Annotated in this window: 15 protein-coding genes; 5 read left to right on the forward strand and 10 right to left on the reverse strand. The window is 59.4% G+C overall.

Translation table 11 applies throughout. The features are described 5' to 3' along the window. Positions 1 to 78 precede the first annotated feature (78 nt). Both VFQ24_02455 and VFQ24_02460 read left to right on the forward strand, forming a co-directional pair. On the forward strand, positions 79 to 486 hold the full coding sequence (locus VFQ24_02455) for a helix-turn-helix transcriptional regulator (protein ID HET9177201.1): 408 nt from the start codon (positions 79 to 81) through the stop codon (positions 484 to 486). Positions 487 to 499: 13 nt separating this feature from the next. Then, positions 500 to 1,213 carry a cyclase family protein gene (locus tag VFQ24_02460; GenBank protein ID HET9177202.1) on the forward strand — a complete coding sequence of 238 codons (714 nt, stop codon included), beginning with the start codon at positions 500 to 502 and terminating at the stop codon, positions 1,211 to 1,213. Between the two features lie 24 nt (positions 1,214 to 1,237). On the opposite strand, the gene VFQ24_02465 is transcribed toward VFQ24_02460, so the two are convergent. Together VFQ24_02465 and VFQ24_02470 are read right to left on the reverse strand one after the other, a co-directional pair. Then, complete coding sequence (locus VFQ24_02465) at positions 1,238 to 1,798, reverse strand: HAD family hydrolase (GenBank protein ID HET9177203.1); 561 nt, start codon at positions 1,796 to 1,798, stop codon at positions 1,238 to 1,240. Positions 1,799 to 1,840: 42 nt separating this feature from the next. Beyond that, positions 1,841 to 2,800 (reverse strand): KpsF/GutQ family sugar-phosphate isomerase, encoded by a 960-nt coding sequence (locus VFQ24_02470; protein ID HET9177204.1) that lies wholly within the window; start codon positions 2,798 to 2,800, stop codon positions 1,841 to 1,843. A gap of 154 nt (positions 2,801 to 2,954) precedes the next feature. On the opposite strand from VFQ24_02470, the gene VFQ24_02475 reads away from it, so the two are divergent. Beyond that, positions 2,955 to 3,371, forward strand: a complete 417-nt coding sequence (locus VFQ24_02475; protein ID HET9177205.1) for a cupin domain-containing protein — start codon at positions 2,955 to 2,957, stop codon at positions 3,369 to 3,371. A gap of 104 nt (positions 3,372 to 3,475) precedes the next feature. Here the strand turns inward: VFQ24_02475 and VFQ24_02480 are convergent, their stop codons facing one another. From VFQ24_02480 to VFQ24_02490, 3 genes are all read right to left on the reverse strand, one after another. Then, the gene (locus VFQ24_02480; protein ID HET9177206.1) at positions 3,476 to 5,278 is read right to left on the reverse strand and encodes a diguanylate cyclase; all 1,803 of its coding nucleotides are present in this window, start codon (positions 5,276 to 5,278) and stop codon (positions 3,476 to 3,478) included. 178 nt (positions 5,279 to 5,456) lie between these two features. Beyond that, the gene (gene kdsA, locus VFQ24_02485) at positions 5,457 to 6,284 is read right to left on the reverse strand and encodes a 3-deoxy-8-phosphooctulonate synthase (protein HET9177207.1); all 828 of its coding nucleotides are present in this window, start codon (positions 6,282 to 6,284) and stop codon (positions 5,457 to 5,459) included. Positions 6,285 to 6,327: 43 nt separating this feature from the next. Continuing rightward, complete coding sequence (locus VFQ24_02490) at positions 6,328 to 8,001, reverse strand: CTP synthase (protein ID HET9177208.1); 1,674 nt, start codon at positions 7,999 to 8,001, stop codon at positions 6,328 to 6,330. A 307-nt stretch (positions 8,002 to 8,308) separates the two neighbouring features. Here VFQ24_02490 and VFQ24_02495 point away from each other — a divergent pair, with 307 nt between their 5' ends. Then, positions 8,309 to 9,328 carry a VWA domain-containing protein gene (locus VFQ24_02495; protein ID HET9177209.1) on the forward strand — a complete coding sequence of 340 codons (1,020 nt, stop codon included), beginning with the start codon at positions 8,309 to 8,311 and terminating at the stop codon, positions 9,326 to 9,328. A gap of 16 nt (positions 9,329 to 9,344) precedes the next feature. After that, a complete protein-coding gene (locus tag VFQ24_02500) occupies positions 9,345 to 10,364 on the forward strand; it encodes a VWA domain-containing protein (protein ID HET9177210.1) in 1,020 nt (339 codons plus the stop codon). A 206-nt stretch (positions 10,365 to 10,570) separates the two neighbouring features. On the opposite strand, the gene VFQ24_02505 is transcribed toward VFQ24_02500, so the two are convergent. The 5 genes from VFQ24_02505 to VFQ24_02525 form a co-directional block, all read right to left on the reverse strand. Continuing rightward, entirely contained in the window at positions 10,571 to 11,092 is a 522-nt protein-coding gene (locus VFQ24_02505; GenBank protein ID HET9177211.1) for a DUF2911 domain-containing protein, read from the reverse strand. Positions 11,093 to 11,198: 106 nt separating this feature from the next. Further along, on the reverse strand, positions 11,199 to 12,167 hold the full coding sequence (locus VFQ24_02510; protein ID HET9177212.1) for an RluA family pseudouridine synthase: 969 nt from the start codon (positions 12,165 to 12,167) through the stop codon (positions 11,199 to 11,201). 6 nt (positions 12,168 to 12,173) lie between these two features. Continuing rightward, positions 12,174 to 12,713: a signal peptidase II gene (gene lspA / locus VFQ24_02515; protein HET9177213.1), complete on the reverse strand. Its 540-nt coding sequence runs from the start codon at positions 12,711 to 12,713 to the stop codon at positions 12,174 to 12,176. A 102-nt stretch (positions 12,714 to 12,815) separates the two neighbouring features. Further along, on the reverse strand, positions 12,816 to 15,653 hold the full coding sequence (ileS, locus tag VFQ24_02520) for an isoleucine--tRNA ligase (protein HET9177214.1): 2,838 nt from the start codon (positions 15,651 to 15,653) through the stop codon (positions 12,816 to 12,818). A gap of 209 nt (positions 15,654 to 15,862) precedes the next feature. Beyond that, complete coding sequence (locus VFQ24_02525) at positions 15,863 to 18,211, reverse strand: TonB-dependent receptor (protein HET9177215.1); 2,349 nt, start codon at positions 18,209 to 18,211, stop codon at positions 15,863 to 15,865. Positions 18,212 to 18,369 lie beyond the last annotated feature (158 nt).

Consider the following 18,369-nt stretch of genomic DNA (forward strand, 5'->3'; position numbering starts at 1 on the left):
GTATTTTTATAAAGGGGGTCGATCAAGAGCATGAAAAGACAGCCATTATCCCGACGCCGGCCTGTATCTGGAGACGACTTGAAGGGCGCTATTCGACAGGTGCGGGTCTACCATGGCCTTTCCCAAACCGATTTCGCTATTCGGCTTGGAGTGAAGCAGTCCACCATCTTCCGTTGGGAGTCGGGACGCACCAAGCCACAGCCGTCCTTGCTCCGGGAGCTGATTATCATGTCGCCGCCGAATGTCCGGCACGTATTCGAGCAGGAGGGATCGACCACCATCGCCCAGGTGTCGCTGGACCGCTCAAAGGAGGCTGCCGTGGTTCAGCAGCAGTGGGAGAATGACTGGCTCCGCGATCCGGTGGGTCACTTAGACGACATCCATGCTGCGGTCCAGGAACGGTTAAAGTTTCTCTATCTCAGGGGAAAGAACGGGAATGTGCAGGATGCTAAGAAGCTTGTCGGAATCCTGAAACATATTATCTGAAAGGATTCCGTTTATGGAATTGTCAACCTTAATCTCCAGCCTGCGCCGCGCCCGCCTGGTTGACCTGAGCCAGACACTCGAAGAGCGTATGCCGAACTTCCCCACCCACTCAAAGTTCTTTCACAACCTGTGGGGATCTTACCAGCTTGGAGGGCGGTCGCTCAGCTACCAGGTGCTGATGCATGAGCATAACGGGACGCACGTTGACGCCCCGGTGCATTTTGTGGCTGATAAAAATGCTGAAGGGCACAAAACCATCGACCAGATTGGGCCTGGCCATCTCATTGGGCGTGGCGTGCGCCTCGACTGCCGCGGCTTGAAGGAAGGCGATTACGTCTCAGCACAGTCCATTCAACATTGGGAAGCGGAACACGGGGCCATCGAGGCCGGCGACATTGTCGTGTTCAATTTTGGATGGTCAGAACACTGGGGACTGGCGCCGGACCATCGGCGATATCTGAATGATTGGCCGGGCGTCAGCATGGAAGCAGCGGACTACCTCGTCAGCAAATCCGTGGCGGCGGTAGGTGTCGATTCCCTTTCGCCGGATCCGCCGGCGGCGCTTGACCATCATCCTGTCCATCCCGTGCTGCTCGAAAAGGACGTTCTGATCATCGAGAACCTGACGCGCCTTGACGAGCTTCCCGATTTCTTTCTGTTTCTGGCGCTGCCGCTGAAAATCCGGCAGGGGTCCGGCTCGCCCATCCGGGCCGTGGCGCTGGTTTAGAACGCCGCAAAGTTTCCTTGTGCGCTAATGTTCAGCGGCGTTCAAGTAGCCGTCCACCACGGCCTTCCACCTGCCCTGCGCCTCCAGGATGATCTCGATGGTCTCTCGGATAGCCCCCAGCCCACCCGGAGCTTTCGTCACGTAATGGACGTGCCGGCGAAGCAGCGAGTGGCCGTCCTGGACGCACACCGCAAACCCCACGCGCTTCAAGATGGGAAGGTCAACCAGGTCGTCCCCCACATAGCAGACTTCATCATCATTCACTCCAGCAGCCTTCAGAATCCGCTCATAAGGCGGGATCTTCTCGAGAACATTTTCTTCCACAAAATCCAGCTTCAGCTCTGCCGCGCGGTAACGCACGGTCTCCGAGCCGCGGCCGCTGATGATGCCGATCTTGAGTCCGGCTTCACGCGCGTATCGGATGCCGATGCCGTCGCGGGAATGGAACGTCTTGGTTTCAAACATTCCGCCTGCGGGCCGCGGCACGTAGTAGATGCGGCCGTCGGTCATAACGCCGTCAACGTCGAGCAGCAATAGCTTGATCTTGCGCGCGCGCTGACGGACCTGCTGATTGGATAGCGGCATATCCCTCCTCGACGTATTCCCAAACTTGACTGGGGAGCGTGTTCAAAACATTTCGGTCCGCCAGAGGTCGTGAATATGGACCACACCCTCGAGGCGGCCTTCTGCGCCAACCACCATCAGCGAAGTGATGCGGCGGCTTTCCATCAGGTTCAAGGCGCGGGTGGCCAGCTCCTTGCGCCCGATCGTCACCGGCGTTCGAGTCATCACGTCCGAGGCCGAACACTCGAGCGCGCGGCCTCCCTCGCGCTGGAAGAAGCGCCGCAGGTCTCCGTCAGAAATCACGCCAGCCAGCCGCCCTTTATCGTCCACCACGACCGTGTGGCCAAGTTTCTTCTTGCTGATCTCGTAAATCACGTCTGGCAGTGCGGTCTCCGGCTGCACGCGCGGAATTTCTTCGCCCGTGTGCATCACGCTCTCGACGCGCCGCAGCCGCACTCCCAGGCCCCCGCCCGGGTGGAGCGCCGCGTAATCCTCTTCCTTAAAACCGCGCTTTTCCAGCAACGCCATGGCCAGCGCGTCGCCAACTGCCAGCATGGCCGTCGTCGAGGCAGTGGGAGCGAGTCCCAGCGGGCAGGCTTCTTCGCTGATACTCACGTCGATCACTACGTCGCTTGACTGAGCGAGCGTGGAACTCGGCTTGCCGGTCAGTACAATCAGCGGAATTGCCAGCCGCTTGACGGTATCGAGCAGGCGCAGCAGTTCTTCCGTCTCGCCGCTGTAAGAGAGCGCCATGAGCACGTCGTTCGGGACCAGGCGGCCCAGATCGCCGTGGAGCGCTTCGGCAGGGTGCAGGAAAAATGAAGGCGTTCCGGTGCTCGAAAAGGTGGCGGAAATCTTCTGTCCGATCAGGCCGGATTTGCCCATGCCCGCCACCACCAGGCGCCCGCGGCAGGCCAGGATGGTTTCCACCGCGCGCTCGAACTGCTGGTCCAGCCGCCCGATCAGTTCAGCGATGGCGCGCGCCTCGATTTCGAGCACTCTCCTGCCGGTTTCAAGGCTCATACCTGGTGTCCGCTTAAATCAGGGATGATATCACAGGTGGGATGGGCACCTGCCTAGCGCCCGGACCGCCGGCCCTTGACAATCCCGCACACGGAATGCAAATCTGCGGCCTGTACCAAACCTGAAACCCAGGCGCCAAGGAGCGGCCACGACCATGCCAGAATTTGAAACGAAACAACTTCCGGATGACCCTGATGTGATAGCTCCGGATGGGTCTGATGTGAGGATCCTGCTGGGGCTGAAGGGCGGCGGGATGGCGCACTTTGAGCTTGGTCCAGGCCAGACCGCGCGCGCCGTTACGCACCGCACTGTAGAAGAAATCTGGTTCTTCATCGCCGGCCAGGGCGAAATGTGGCGGGAAAAGGACGGCGTGGCCGAGACCGTGGACGTCTATCCCGGCGTGTGCCTGACACTTCCGCTCGGAACACGGTTCCAGTTCCGCTGCACCGGCCAGGACGCGATCGAGGCCATCGGCGTCACCATGCCTCCCTGGCCCGGTAACGGTGAGGCTGTCCTGGTGGAAGGGCCGTGGCAGCCAACTGTCGGCAGCGGCGAGGAAAGGGGCGTGTGACCCGCTTGCCGGACGCATCCGGGCAAAACGCCTGACCTCCCAGCCGGGAATATTGTCACTGCCTGTCAGGCCACCTTGATTTCGCAAAAGCCAGGGCGATTGGCTCAAGGAACAGGCTCTCCGCGTTTTTCAATCTCGGCAACATAGAGTGTGGCGCGATTGCGGCCAGCGCGTTTGGATTCATAGAGGGCCCGATCGCTGGCCTGCAACATCTCTTCCAGCGTGGCGCCGTGTTCCGGGTAGACGGCGATGCCGAGGCTGACGGTGATATTGGGCAGCGGTTTTTCATTCACCTGAGGCATGTTCATGTGGGCGACCGCGTTCCGGATGCGTTCGGCCACCACCTGGCAAGCTTTGGCGCCCGTGTCGGGAAGAACCACGACAAACTCCTCCCCGCCCAGGCGCGCCGTCAGATTGGTTTCCCTCATTGACTGGGTAATCGTCTTGGCAAACTGCTTCAGGATGCGGTCACCCACTTCGTGTCCGTATATGTCGTTAATGTTCTTGAAGTGGTCGAGGTCAAGAATGACGAAGCCCAGAGGAGTGTCCTTGCGCCGGGCCATGGCCATCAGCTTGCCCGCGTAATCTTTGCAGAAGCGCCGATTGTAAAGCCCTGTGAGGGGATCGATATTGGCCTGCTCGCGCATCGTCTGGAGCAGTTGGAGGTTGGAAAGTACCGAAGCGGTGGTGCTGAGATAGCTTTCCAGAAGGCTTTCCCGTTCCGGCGTCCAGAATCCTTTTATCCCTTGCAGGCGAACAGCGCCGATGATAATGCCGCCGGCGATCAGCGGACCGCAATAATAGCTGCCCTCGTCGGGCAACACGAATTTGCCGGGGCAGAGCGGTTCCACGGTGACGTCGTTCACGCGGAAGGGGCGTCCCATCCGGACCGCCTTGCAGCTATTTTTGCCTTCAATCACGGGCCAGTCGTGCACGTCCTTCGGCAAAGGATGCAATGAGGCTACGACTTCCAGGAAGTCCTCCTCCGGGCGAAGTTTGAAGATGATCGCCTGGGTGGGATGGAAGCGGTCGCGAAGCGCGTGGAGGATGTGGTCATAGACTTCGCTTTCTGACGTACACTCGGTGACAGCTTCCGAGAAACGCTTGAGGGCGGCGAGTTCCTCGCGGTCGCGGCGCAGGGCCTGGGACATCTGCAGAAAGCTGCGGGTGAGGACGCCAAATTCATTGTCCGTTTCTGGCGGCAAGGTGAGATCGAAATCGCCCTGGCGGAGCTGATCTGAGGCCTGGGTGAGCTGAATGACCGGGCTCGAAATATTGTGGCTGATCGCGTGGACCAGCACAGCCAACAGCAACACAAATGCCCCCAGCAGCACAGCGCCTGAAACCAGTCCCGAATGAACGATCCGCTTGCCCTGATTTCTGCGGTCTGAGGCAGCCGCCTGGTTGTCGCTCTGAAATTGCTTGAGGTCGGTCTCGATGCGCGCGAATTCGTCGCTGCCCTGGAGGACGGCAACCGCGGCCTCGGAGGAGCGCCCGGCCTTCGCCTTTTCGATCAGCGGATCCGCCCACGTCTTCTTCCAACGTTCGACACGCTTCCGTATATTCTCAGAACGGGAAACCATTGGCGGGACGCCTGCCTCGAGATCCCGGAGCACCGCAAGGTCCTGGAAAACAGATGCTGAGGCGGAGTTATAATCGTCCAGAAATGATTGCCGGCCGGTCAGGACATAACCCCGCGCCCCTTCCGACATTTGGCTCGTGCCCTGCAACACCGAATTAGCCCTGCTCGCGGCCAATTCGCTGTTTTGGGCTGAAATCATAACCCGGCCAAGCTGCCGGTAGTTGTAAAAAAACAGCGCAACGATCCCGAGCAATGCGAGCAGCAAGGGCAGAACCAGAATAAGCATCTGGCCCCGAATCTTCAATCGTCGGATTGAGATAGCCATTGATTATTTCAGCTTCTGGCGGTTGTCCCGGGGCCCCGCCGCCCGGACCGGACCTGGCCTCTGATCAATCAGGGTGCAGCATCTCGATAACCTACGGCGCGAGGGCGCAGCAAACTGGATTGTTCGCTTCAGGCGTTGCAAAGTCGTCCCCAATCTGTGCCGTCCCCCTCGAAAGTCCTCAGCGCAAACGGCGCACAAATTTTCCAAGCTCCCGAAGCCTTCTGGCAAGCGGCGCAAAACTCTGGAGTTTCAACGCCGAGGGCCCGTCCGACAGTGCCTTGTCAGGGCGATCGTGTACCTCCATAAAGATGCCGTCGGCCCCCGCTGCCACGCCTGCTCTTGCCAGAGTCTCTATAAATTGCGGCTGCCCTCCGCTCTGCCGCCCCTCGCCTCCGGGCAGTTGCAGCGCATGCGTGCAATCGAGCACCACCGGATAGCCCCACTCGCGCATCACGGCCAAGGCGCGCATGTCAACCACCAGATTGTTATAACCGAAAGTCGTCCCGCGTTCGGTGATTACAATTCTGTGATTTCCGGTGCGCTCGATTTTCTCAACGGCGTTGCGCATTTCCCACGGTGAAACGAACTGGCCCTTCTTGATGTTGATGGCTGCTCCCGAGCGTCCTGCGGCCTCCAGAAGGTCGGTCTGGCGGCACAGGAAGGCGGGAATCTGCAGCACGTCGCAGACCTCGGCCGTCGCCGCCACCTGGCTTACATCATGAACGTCGGTGAGGACGGGAACGTCAATTTTCTTCCGGATGGCTGCCAGGATCTCAAGCCCGCGGACGAGACCCGGCCCGCGGTAAGACGATGCGGAAGTCCGGTTGGCCTTATCGAAGGACGCTTTGAAAATATACGGAATGCCCAGCCGCCGGGCGGTGGCGCTGAGGCGCCGGGCCATCATCAAAGCGTGCGATTCGCTTTCAATCACGCAGGGGCCGGCGATCAGGAAAAGGGGACGTGCCTGCCCGAGTGAAAGCCTGCCGATGCGAACCGCGCGTCTCATAAGAGGTCTGACCCTGGGCCGGTGGAAGGCCGCTGACAAACACCTAGCCCGAAGACTCGGTGCCCTCCTCGATTAACTGCCCCGCAGGAAATGGCGCTTCAACTGCCGCTGTCGGTCGCTCTCCGCGATGGGCCAGCGCCGCTCCGATAAAGGCTTTGAATAACGGATGCGGTTCCAGCGGCCGCGACTTAAACTCAGGGTGGAACTGGCAGCCGAGGAACCAGGGATGATCGCGAATCTCGACGATTTCCACGTAGGTTCCGTCCGGGGTCTCTCCAGTGATTTCGAGCCCATTGGCCACCAGCGTCGCCTCGTATTCCCGGTTGAACTCATAGCGGTGCCGGTGGCGTTCTGAGATTTCAACCTGGCCGTAGGCTTGGTGCGCAAAAGAGTCAGGCTTCAGGCGCGCCGTCCAGGCGCCCAGCCGCATGGTGCCGCCCAGTTCGTCGATGCCGCGCAGTTCGCGCAGCTTGTAGATCACCCGGTGCGGCGTGGCAGGATCGAACTCCGAGCTGTCCGCCCCCTGCAGCCCGCAGGCGTTACGCGCGTACTCGATCACCGCACACTGCATCCCGAGGCAGATCCCCAGGAAGGGTACTTTTCGCGTGCGCGCAAAGGTGATGCCGCGCAGCATGCCGGGAATGCCCCGCTTCCCGAAGCCTCCCGGCACCAGCACACCATCAAAGCCGTCGAGCTGGCGCTCCCAGTCCTCGCCCTCCAGGCCCTCCGCCTCAAGCCACACCACATTGACGCGTACCTTGTTGGCCAGCCCACCGTGTACGAGCGCCTCGTTCAGGCTCTTGTAGGATTCCTGATACTCTACGTACTTGCCGACAATCGCAATCGAGACCTCGTCCCGGAGGCCGCGCTGGCGTTCGACGAGGTCGGCCCACGGCTTTAGGTTGCACTCGCCGAGATCAATGCCCAGGCACTTCGCAATCTGAGTATCCAAACCTTCGGCCGCCAGCACCAGCGGCACCTCGTAAATGTTGTTCACGTCCTTGGCGGTTATGACCGAGTCTTTCTGGACGCTGCAGAAGAGAGCAATTTTCGACTTGATCTCCGCCGGCAGAAAGCGGTCTGTACGGCAAAGCAGGATGTCCGGCTGGATGCCGATCTCCCTCAGGTCCTTCACCGAATGCTGTGTCGGTTTGGTTTTCAGCTCACCGGAAGCATTGATGTAGGGGACCAGAGTGACGTGAATAAAGACCACGTTTTCACGGCCCTGCTCCTGCCGCATCTGGCGGATGGCCTCGAGGAACGGCAGCGATTCAATGTCACCCACCGTGCCGCCAATCTCCACGATGGCCACGTCCACTTCGGAGCCAACTTTCCGGATGGCGGCCTTGATTTCATCCGTAACGTGCGGAATCACCTGCACGGTCTTTCCCAGATAATCGCCGCGCCGCTCCTTGGTGATGATGGTTTCGTAAATCCGACCCGCCGTACAGTTGTTTTCGCGCCGCATGCGGGCATGGGTAAAGCGTTCGTAATGGCCCAGGTCGAGGTCCGTTTCGGCCCCGTCGTCGGTCACGTACACCTCGCCGTGCTGAAAAGGGCTCATGGTCCCCGGATCGACGTTCAGGTAGGGATCAAACTTGAGCAGGTTCACCTTGAGACCTCGCGCCTCCAGCAGGCACCCGATCGAGGCCGCGGCAAGGCCCTTGCCCAGCGAACTCACTACTCCTCCGGTCACAAAAATATACTTGACGCCCATGGTTCTCCTTTTAGTATCGACTGAAATACATGGAATACTTAATGCCCGGACGACGGAGCCTGGTTAATTCAGTTCCTACGTATTCTCGCTGCATGGCAGGACAGTGTACTGCCCATTATCAGTTCAGCGCGACAACGTTGTCAACGGCAAATCGGGGTGGCTGCCGCCGCATGGACTGAGGGTATCCCGAGGGTGCTGGTGATTGCGTCCGCAGGGGTGTGCTAGAATAAAAACAGGTCATGCCGAGTCTGCAGAGGAGCAACCGGAGGGGCTGAGCCGGCTGCGCCAAAAGAAGGAAGGAGCCTGGATGCCGACACACGTCAGCACGCGCGCATTCCGGGTTGGTTTAGTTCTCTTTCTGGCCTGTTGGGGGCTTGCTGGGGTAGCGCCACCCTGCTTTGCCTCCGGCAACAAATCAGCAGACCATCCCGACACCAAGGACGAGGCCCCGGATGTGGAAGTTCGGCATCCTCCGATCAACACCACGCCCATCCAGATGAATGTTGACAGGGTGGTTGTTCCGGTAACCGTCACGGACCCTTTCGATCGAATTGTTACGGGCCTTGGCCAGGGTAATTTTGAAATCTACGATGACAAGGTGGAGCAGAAGATTTTGACGTTTGCCACGGAAGATGCGCCCATCTCGGTCGGGATGGTGTTTGATACCAGCGGTTCGATGTCGGACAAAATCCAGAAATCCAAAGAGGCAGCCCTGGAGTTCTTCAAGACATCTAACCCCGAAGACGTGTTTATGCTGATCAGCTTCAGCAACCGTCCGTACATGGTATCGTCGTTTACCGACAATTATGAAAATATTCTCGACAGAATGCTTTTTGTGAAGGCCGGCGGACGGACTTCCCTGCTCGATGCGATCTACCTTGGCCTGAGCCGCATGAAAAAAACGGATACCAGCCGGAAGGCGCTGCTGGTAATTTCTGATGGCGGAGACAATCACAGCAGATATACTGAAAGAGACATTAAGCGCGCCGTCAAGGAGGCGGATGTCCAGATTTACGCTATTGGGATTTTTGAGCCATTGGCTGACCGCGATCGAAGCCCGGAGGAGGCTGCGGGGCCGTCTCTCCTTTCCGAATTGGCCAACGTCTCGGGCGGTAGGATGTTTTCAGTTGAAGACCCCAGTGAGCTGCCGGACATCGCAGAAAAAATCTCAATCCAATTACGGAACCAATATGTCATCGGATACAAACCCTCAAATCTCGTGCGGGACGGGCATTGGCGCCGGATCAAGGTTAAGCTTAATCCGCCGCGCGGGCTTCCCCCTCTCCAGGTTTATGCCCGCACTGGTTACTATGCCCCAACCCAGTAGGAGATCAGCCTCGCTTTTGCAACCTGCCAGACAGATTTTCCTTAGCGTCCTTGCCGCCGCGCTTTTCTGCGCAACCTTGACCGCGCAGGACCTGACGGCCCCCGAATCGACTGCACCCGAATCCCAGAAGAAGAGTGACCAGTACAAGATCAATGTGAATGTGAACCTGGTGGTCCTTCATGCCACGGTGGTTGACAAACAGGGACGGATGGTCAACGACCTCGCCGAAAATGATTTTCGGGTGCTTGAGGATGGCGTCCAGCAGAAGCTGTCGGTTTTCAGCCACGCCGACATCCCCGTGACTGTGGGAATTGACATCGATGACAGCGGCAGCATGCGCGACAAGCGGCCAGCGGTCAATGAAGCGGCGGTGACTTTTGTGAAAACCTCCAATCCCGATGACCAGGTGTTCGTGGTGAATTTCAACGATGAATATTACCTGGACACGCCCGGCAATTTTGCCAGCAACATGGGAGAGCTGCAAGCGGCACTGGCCAAGATCGATTCGCGTGGCGGCACAGCCCTTTATGATGCCGTTTCTGCGTCGATTGACCATCTGAAGCTTGGCAATCGCGACAAGAAGGCCATTCTGGTCATCTCCGACGGCGAAGATAACGCCAGTCGTTATTCTTTCCCGGACCTGCTGAGGCAGGCCCAGCAGTCAAATGCGGTGATCTACTGCATCGGGTTGCTGGGCGAGGAACGCGCCGGGGGGCTGTTTAAGGTCCACGGCAGCGGCGACAAGAGGGCCGAGAAGGTGTTGAAAGAACTTGCAGAGGCCACTGGCGGAAAAGCATACTTCCCCAAGTCCCTCGATCAGGTTCAGCCCATCTGCGTCAGCATCGCGCGCGATATCCGCAACCAGTACACCCTGGGATACTACCCGACGAATGCCAAAAAAGACGGCAGCTTCCGCAGGGTGCAGATCGAACTCACCGACCATCACGACAGCAAACATTACACCGTCAGAACACGCCCCGGCTACTACGCCCCCAAAGGCGAAGGCTCGGAGGCCGTTTCAGCCAGCCGTCATTAATGACGGCCGTGGTTGCGGCTTTTGCTCCCAGAGGGGCTCCGGAATGCACTATTCCTGCCACCAGACCGGGCCGTTGCAACCAGCTTGGGTGAGCAACAATCAGGCGGGTTTTGGAAAAGTCAGAACGGTTAGCCTTGGCGCCGCATGCTCGGCGGTGTCGTCGGGATGGCGGCGCCACAGCCGCTTGGAAAATGCAGGACATCAGCCTACTTGGCTTGAAAGTGTGTTGCCAGCATCAGGTCCCCCCACTGAACGGAAAAGTGACCGCCCTCGCCCATCTGGCTCAGTTTGATGGTGACCATTTCAGCCGAGTTATCCGCTTTGGACTCTTCGAGCGGCACCTTCACGAAATCCTGTTTTGGATCGTGGTCGGTTCCCCACTGGCCGTGTTGTTTGTTAAACACCAGGTCCCATTTGTTGCCTTGCGTTTTCTCGGCCCACAGGCTGTAGGTGCCTGCCGGAACAGTCTCGTTGCCGAATGCAAGGTCCGCGCCGGTTTCAAAAGTCGTGGAAGAGTCTGCGCCCAGACGCCAGAACTGCCCCGGCTGCAGTTTGGACAGCATGTCCCCAACCGTCCTGCCGTGAAGCGAAGGACGCCCGTAGTCAATGGAAACCGCCTTTCCGTTTAACTGAATCTCAGTTTTGTCCCTCCCATTCGCCGCGCATGAAGGCAGCGCAAGTGCCAGCGCCACAGCCAACCCGAAGGTCGTCGTCACTAACCGTTTCATCATTTCCTCCTCGATGTCGTGTACCCATTGCCCAGGAACTTTAGATTTCCTTATCCTACCGCGCTTTCAGCAGGGTGAGAATAAATATCGTTGCAGACTCTTGAGGTCAACGGTCCTGCTGCTCCAGAATGTCGAGAAAGGCAGCCAGCCTGGGCGGCAGCGGCGAGGCAAAGCGCATCGGCACGCCGGTTCGGGGATGCACAAACTCGATTTGCGCCGCATGCAGGAAGTTCCTGTCCAGCGTGGGCCGGTCCTGCGACCCGACGCGGGCCTTGGCCGGCGCCCCGTACATGCGATCGCCGACCACCGGGTGATGAATATAAGCGAAGTGGACGCGGATTTGATGGGTCCTGCCGGTGCGTGGTTCAGCATCCACCAGCGTGAAGTGATGGAAGCGCCGCGCCACGCGGTAGAGCGTGAGGGCGTCCCGCGCCGCGATGCCGTCCACCTTCATTCGCGCCCGTTTGGCGGGATCTCGTCCGATGAGCGCCTCGATTTTCCCCTGCTCCGCCTCCACGCGCCCGTGCACCAGCGTCTGGTAGCGCTTATGCACGGTCCGCGCTCGGAACTGGTCTGCCAGCGCGCGATGCGCGGCGTCATTCTTTGCCACCACGATCAGGCCGGAGGTCATCTTGTCGAGGCGATGAACAATCCCCGGCCGCATCTCACCGGCAACGCTCGATAGACCGTTGCCCAGATGGAAAAGTAGAGCGTTCACCAGGGTGCCGGACCGGGTCCCCACGCCAATGTGGACCGCCATGCCCGCAGCCTTATCCACCACCGCAAGGTCTTCATCTTCGTGCCGAATCGTCAGGGGCAATTCTTCAGCAAAGGCCTCGATCGGTTCATGCTTTGCCAGAATGCTGATGCGCCCGCCGGCTTCCACTTTTTCACCCGCTTTTGAGGCGGGCTGTCCATCAATCTTCACCAGGCCTGACCGGATCAATTGCTGCAACTGGCTGCGGCTCCAGTCCGCCATGCGTTCAGCAAGGAAAACATCCAGTCTGCGCCCGGCGTCTTCATCCGCCGCCACAAACTCCCGCAACTCCTCGCCTGGAGGCCCGTTACATGGCATCAGTTTTTACTTTGAAAGCAGGATCTCTAGAAGCAGGAGCCCCGCCCCTGCCACGATGGCGCTGTCCGCGAGGTTAAAGGTGGCCCAGTGGTAGCTCCGGTGATAGAAGTCGAGAAAATCAAGCACCTGGCCAAAGCGGATCCGGTCCAGCAGGTTCGAGCACGCGCCGCCCACCACAAGCGCCAGACCCACGCCGGTTCCCCAGTTCATTTCCTTGCTCTTCAGAGCAACAATCACGACGGCGACCAGCAGCGCAATCGAGACCCCGATCATCAGGACCATCTTCCAGGAATCGGGAGCGCCAGCAAACAGGCTGAAGGCGATGCCGCTGTTTTCCGTATGAATCAGATCGAAAAATCCAGGGATTACCGGGACCGCCACGCCGTGGGGAATGGTACGCTCCACGAAGCTTTTTGTCATCTGGTCGGCTGCAAAAATCAGGAAAACGATCAGCAAGTAGAGGACTCGCCGGATCGACTGCGCGCGTCTGGCCAGCCATCCGGGCATCGCGGGGGCATCCACGGCATGGGAGGATTCATCCGCCATAACTACTAGTTTATCCGAGATTACATTGGGACGCATAAGTGCTCTGGTCCCTTGGGCAAGGGCCAAAAAGGCCGCAGCATCAAATTTCTACCGTTTCCGGGGCTAATCTGCTTCGGATTCAATTTCGTGCAAGGCGGCCAGGCAACGCTCGCAGACCTCGGGATATACGTCGTCCTTCCCAACCTGCTCCGAGTAGTTCCAGCAACGGGCGCATTTGCCTCCGGAGGCGCGCTCGATTCTGATCTTCAGTCCCGGCACAGAGCTTTCAGCAGCGCTTGATGTATATGGCTCAAGCTGCACCTGGGAGACGATCAGGAGCGTGGGCAACTCTGAACGATATTGTTCAAGCAGAGGACCGAAATTCTCGTCGCCGCTCAGGATGAGCCTGGCCTCAAGCGGGCTGTGGATTACATCTTCGCGCCGTGCCGATTCCAGCGCCTTCAGCGCAACATCACGCACCTCAATCAACCGCGGCCAGTTGTCAAGTTTTTGCTGGCAAGGCGCCGGAACCTCATCGCGCAGGCTGGACGTTGGAGTAAATTGCGCGAGGTGAACGCTGGGCTCGCGCGATGAGTCTGGCGGCAGGTGCGCCCAGACCTCTTCAGCGGTAAAGCACATCAGCGGAGCCACTGCCCGGACAAGCGCGTCGGCAATGCGGTAGAGGGTGGTCTGCGCGGCCCGCCGCCGCACCGACTGCGCCGGGGCCGTGTAGAGCCGGTCCTTCAGAATATCGAAATAGAAAGAGCTCAGCTCGATGGTCGCAAAATCGTAGATGGCCCGATAAACCTTGTGGAAAGCGTCCTCGTTATAGGCTGCGTAAACCCTTTCCAGCAGGTTTGCGGTCTCGACGTGTGCCCAGCAGTCGATCTCTCCAAGCTGGTCCCCGCGCACGCTGTTGCCGGCGGGGTCGAAGTCATAAAGATTCGAAAGGCAGTAGCGGAAGGTGTTGCGAAGTTTGCGATAAGCTTCCGACAGCCGCGTCAGGATCTCCGAAGAGATCACCACATCCTCGCGGAAGTCGATGGAAGCCACCCAGAGCCGCAGGATTTCCGCCCCGTGCGTCTTGATGACTTCGTTTGGATCGATGACATTGCCCAGCGACTTTGACATGGCGCGGCCCTGCGCGTCGAGCGCCCAGCCGTTGGTGAGCACCACGCGATAAGGCGCGCCGCCCTTCGTCACCATGCCCACCAGCAACGAACTGTGGAACCATCCGCGATACTGGTCGCCGCCTTCAAGGTAAACATCCGCAGGCCAGGGCAAGTCTGGCCGGTGGCCCAGCACGGCGGTGTGGCTGGAGCCGGAATCAAACCAGACATCAAGAATGTCGGTCTCCTTGCGCAGGTTGCCGCCGCCGCAACCAGGGCACGTGGCACCCGGCGGAAGCAGGTCCGTGACATCATGCGTATACCAGGCGTCCGCGCTTTCCTTCTTGAACAGCTCGATCGCCCTGCGGGCAAGGCTGGCGTCGAGCAAGGGTTTGTTGCAATCAATGCAGTGAAAAATCGTGATGGGCACTCCCCACGCCCGCTGCCGGGAAATACACCAGTCTGGCCGCGTGGCAATCATGTTGGAAATACGCTCTTCACCCCAGTCCGGCGACCAGCGAACTTTCCTGATTTCTTCCAGCGAGCGTTCGCGCAGCCGCTCATGGTCAATGCTCACAAACCACTGCTCGTTGGCCCGGAAGATGATGGGATTGTGGCAGCGCCAGCAATGCGGATAAGAGTGCGTCAGGCGGCCCGCCGGCCCCATCAAATTGCCGCGGGATTTTACCAGGTTGATGATGCTTTCATTGGCTTCAAATACCTTTTTCCCCTTGTATTCGGGCAAGCCTTCGGTGAACTCGCCCGCGTCGCCCACGGGAGAATAGATTTCGAGGCCGTATCGCATGCCTGTGTCGTAATCTTCACGGCCGTGCCCCGGCGCCGTATGGACCAGGCCCGTGCCATCTTCCGCCGTAACGTAATCCGCCAGCACACCCAGAAGCTTGCGTTCCAGGAACGGATGCTGTATCTCGATTCGGTCGAGTTTCTTGCCCGGAAAGCGCGCCAGCACCTCAGGCGCATTCAAGCCGGTCTCCGCCATCGCCGGTCCATGCCGCCGCGCTTCCAGGATGTAAACGGGGCCGTCTTTGCCGCCGTCGCTGGCCGCCACGTATTCGAAATCGGGGTGGAACGCCACCGCCATGCTGGCCGGAAGCGTCCATGGTGTGGTGGTCCAGATGATGACGTACGCCTCGCGCCCCTTCAGTTGCGGTGCAATGGCGCTCAAATCCGAAATCACCCGGTAGCGCACATAAATCGACGGGCTGGTGTGCTCTTCATATTCAACCTCCGCCTCGGCCAGCGCAGTTTTGTCGTGTATGCACCAGTACACAGGCTTCAATCCGCGATAAACGTAGCCCTTTTCGAGAAACGTCAGAAAGTTTTCCGCAATCAGCGCCTGGTAGGAGGGGTCCATGGTGAGGTAGGGTCTCGACCACTCGCCAAAAACTCCCAGCCGCTTGAAATCTTCCCGCTGAAGGTCGATATACTTTTCGGCGTAACGGCGGCACGCCCGGCGGATTTCAACTGTGCTCATCTGCCGCTTCTTCGCGCCGAGTTCCTTGTCAACGTTGATCTCGATGGGCAATCCGTGGCAGTCCCAACCCGGAACGTAAGGAGCGTTGAATCCCGCCAGCGTTCTCCACTTGATGATGAAGTCTTTGAGGATTTTGTTCAGCGCGGTGCCCAGGTGAATGCGGCCGTTGGCGTAGGGCGGGCCGTCGTGCAGCGTAAAGAGCGGCGAATCCTTCCGCGCCTCCCGAATCTGGCTGTACAGGTCTTCTTCGGCCCAGCGGGCAAGCCACCGAGGCTCGTTCTGCGGCAGGTTCGCCTTCATCGAGAACTTGGTTTGCGGAAGATTCAGCGTTTGTTTGAGGTCGAGCGCCTTTCGCATCACTCCCCCTTGTTGGGATAAATTGTTGATTATAGAAAAGGTCTTCATCCGGTGTCCAGCCACACGGCTTCTGGTGCTGTCCTTGCTTGACCGTAGCGGCGGCTTTACGCCGCCAAATGGCGATCCCGCCACGGCGGGATCGCCGCTACGATTCGAATCAGGACACCACCGCTTCTCGAGCTTGCCCGGATGTGAATAATCGGGTTCGCTTAGAAGCTTGCCTGGAGGCGCAGGCCGTAACTGCGCGGCGTGGCGATGGCAGTCCCGGAAAACAGGCTGGCAAAATTGATCACATTCAGGTGGTTAGTGAGGTTCGAAGCCTGGAGTTGCAGGCTGACGGTCCTGCCTTCCTCATGGTAAAGGTCGAAACCCGCGCCCGCATCAACCGAGTATGACGGACGGACCCTTCCCCGCGCGAAGTCCACACGACTCAAAATCTCGGGGCCGTATTGGGCCAGCAGGAAGTTGTAATCGCTGCTTCCGGTATCGAGCTCAACCGGAAGGCCGCTGCCATAGGAAGTTTCAGTTGCCAGCCAGAACCGGCTGGCGGCCTGGTAACGCAAATTTCCTGAGGCAGAGTTGCGCTGGTCCTGAGAGACACGAAAGCGGCTGTTGTCTGCCAAGTCAGCGATGGCCTCTGCCCCGATGAAGAGCCCGCCGGTAATCGGTCCCTGGCCTGTCGCCACTTGGTTTGAATAACTGATGGAGCCCGAAAAGCGGCCCCAGTGCGGAAACGCCAGCTTGCCCTCGATGCCCTCCACGGTGGCATGAGCGACGGCGATGGGAAAACTGACGCCGGTATTCAGTAGCGTGTCGTCGTCGGCAAAATTGCGGAAGGTCCGGCGAAACACATTCACATCCAGCCGCACCCGCCCCTGGATGCCCTTGGTCACGCCGACCTCGTAATAATTCGCACGTGCCGGTTCCACCGGCAATCGAACCACCAGCGGATTGATCTGGTCAATCGCGGGAGAACTTGCAAGCAGCAGGTTTTCCATGGCCGGCGTCTGAAACACTCGGTCATAGTCGGCGTGGACCAGCAAACCGAGCCCGGCAAAATATCGAGAGACGGCAACGCGGGGGCTCCATGCTGACTGGTGTACTACAAAACCGTAATGGTCAAAGCGCATACCGAGACTGACGTTCCAGTTCTTCAATCGCAGCGTATCCTCTGCAAATGCTGCCGGCTCGATGTCGGTCTGCCGGTCGGCGAACACAAAGCTCTGCGCCGTATCCGGATCAAACAACGAGGGGTTCGTAATGGCGTATTGCAGGTTTTCGCGCACAGGATTGAAAATCGTATCCACGCCAATTTTCCAATTGTGGATTCCCTGCGAGCCCGCCAGGGTAGCCCGGCCGTAACCCTGCCGGAACCCGCGCTGCTGGCTGATGGCGACAGGAGTGGAGAGGTTGTTCGACCATAATTGGAATGATTCGTCCCTGAGGCTTCCCTCAGCGCCGAACAAGAGGGTAGGCGATAGCACACGGCTGTAGTCCGCCTGGAAATTGGTTTCGCTGTCGGCGGTGTCCTGACGCTGGCCGTCCTCCTGCTGGACAAGCTCGTTGGGGACGGTGTACCGGGTCTCCGCGTGGCGGATTGAGATTCGCAGATGGTCTCTCTGCGTCAGGTCACGCGACCACGTAGCGCCGGCCGCCCCGTTCGACCCGCGGTTGGTGTAGTTGGCAAGCACAGGCGGGTCAAGATAGCGGTCCGTGACACCCGCGTCGCCGGAAACCAGGAACTGGTTGGCGCCCTCGGCGAACCCCATTTCGACCCCGCCAGCCGCCGTGGCGAAACTGCCGCCGTCGGCCTCGGCCCTCATGTGGAAGCCGGGCGGGAGGTCCTTGACCGTCGTCACCTCCACCACTCCACCCAGTTTGCGGCCATACTCGGCCGGGAAGCCCGCGGTCATCACCCGCATCGACTCAACATCATCCTGGGTAAGGGGAGGCGCAAAGGCCGGAGAGCGGTTTTCCGTCAGCGGCAGTCCATTCACCACAAATTGCACATCGTATTCTGAGCCGCGGGGATGCAGGACTCCATTCGCTTCATACAGCCAGCCCGGCTGAGAATTCACCACGTCCGATAAGCCGCGGCCGAGCTGCGCGGGGAGCTGCTGGTTCAGCGCTTGGGGCCCAGCCGAGTAAACAGTCCGGGGGCTTTCGGGATCAATCAGCGTGCCCGATCCCGTCACGTTGATGCTGCTTCTTACCGGCGCCAGGCCTAAGGTTACGGAAACCGTGACCGGCACTTCAGATTGCACCGTAACGAGCTTGTTGAAAGGAACAAATCCGGGGTAGGTAACTTCGAGGCGATAGAGGCCGTATGGAAGTTCCCGCGCGATGTAATTTCCCGCGTTGCTGGTCAGGAAAGTGCGGTCAACATGGTTCGCCTCACTCGCCAGCTCCACCGAGGCGGCCAGCGGTCCTCCTTTCTGGTCCTGGACCTTCAGGCGGATTTCTCCCTGCTCGTGCTGCGCCTGAGCAGGGGCAACCCCGAGCGCCGCCAGCGCCAGGCAGCAGACCATTTGTGCGAGGAATATGTGCGCTTTGACCAAAGTTGATTATAACTCCGGTACCGGGGTGGACGATTCTCCGTATCCAGGCAGTCCGGCTACCCCGCCAGCTTGCGTAACGCGTCAGAAAACTTGCCAACGCGGCGCCCACCTTCAACTGCGCAGATGTTGCCTAGCGCCGACCCGGCCCTGGCGGGGTC

Source organism: Terriglobia bacterium (assembly GCA_035712365.1).
Classification (GTDB): Bacteria; Acidobacteriota; Terriglobia; order UBA7540; family UBA7540; genus SCRD01.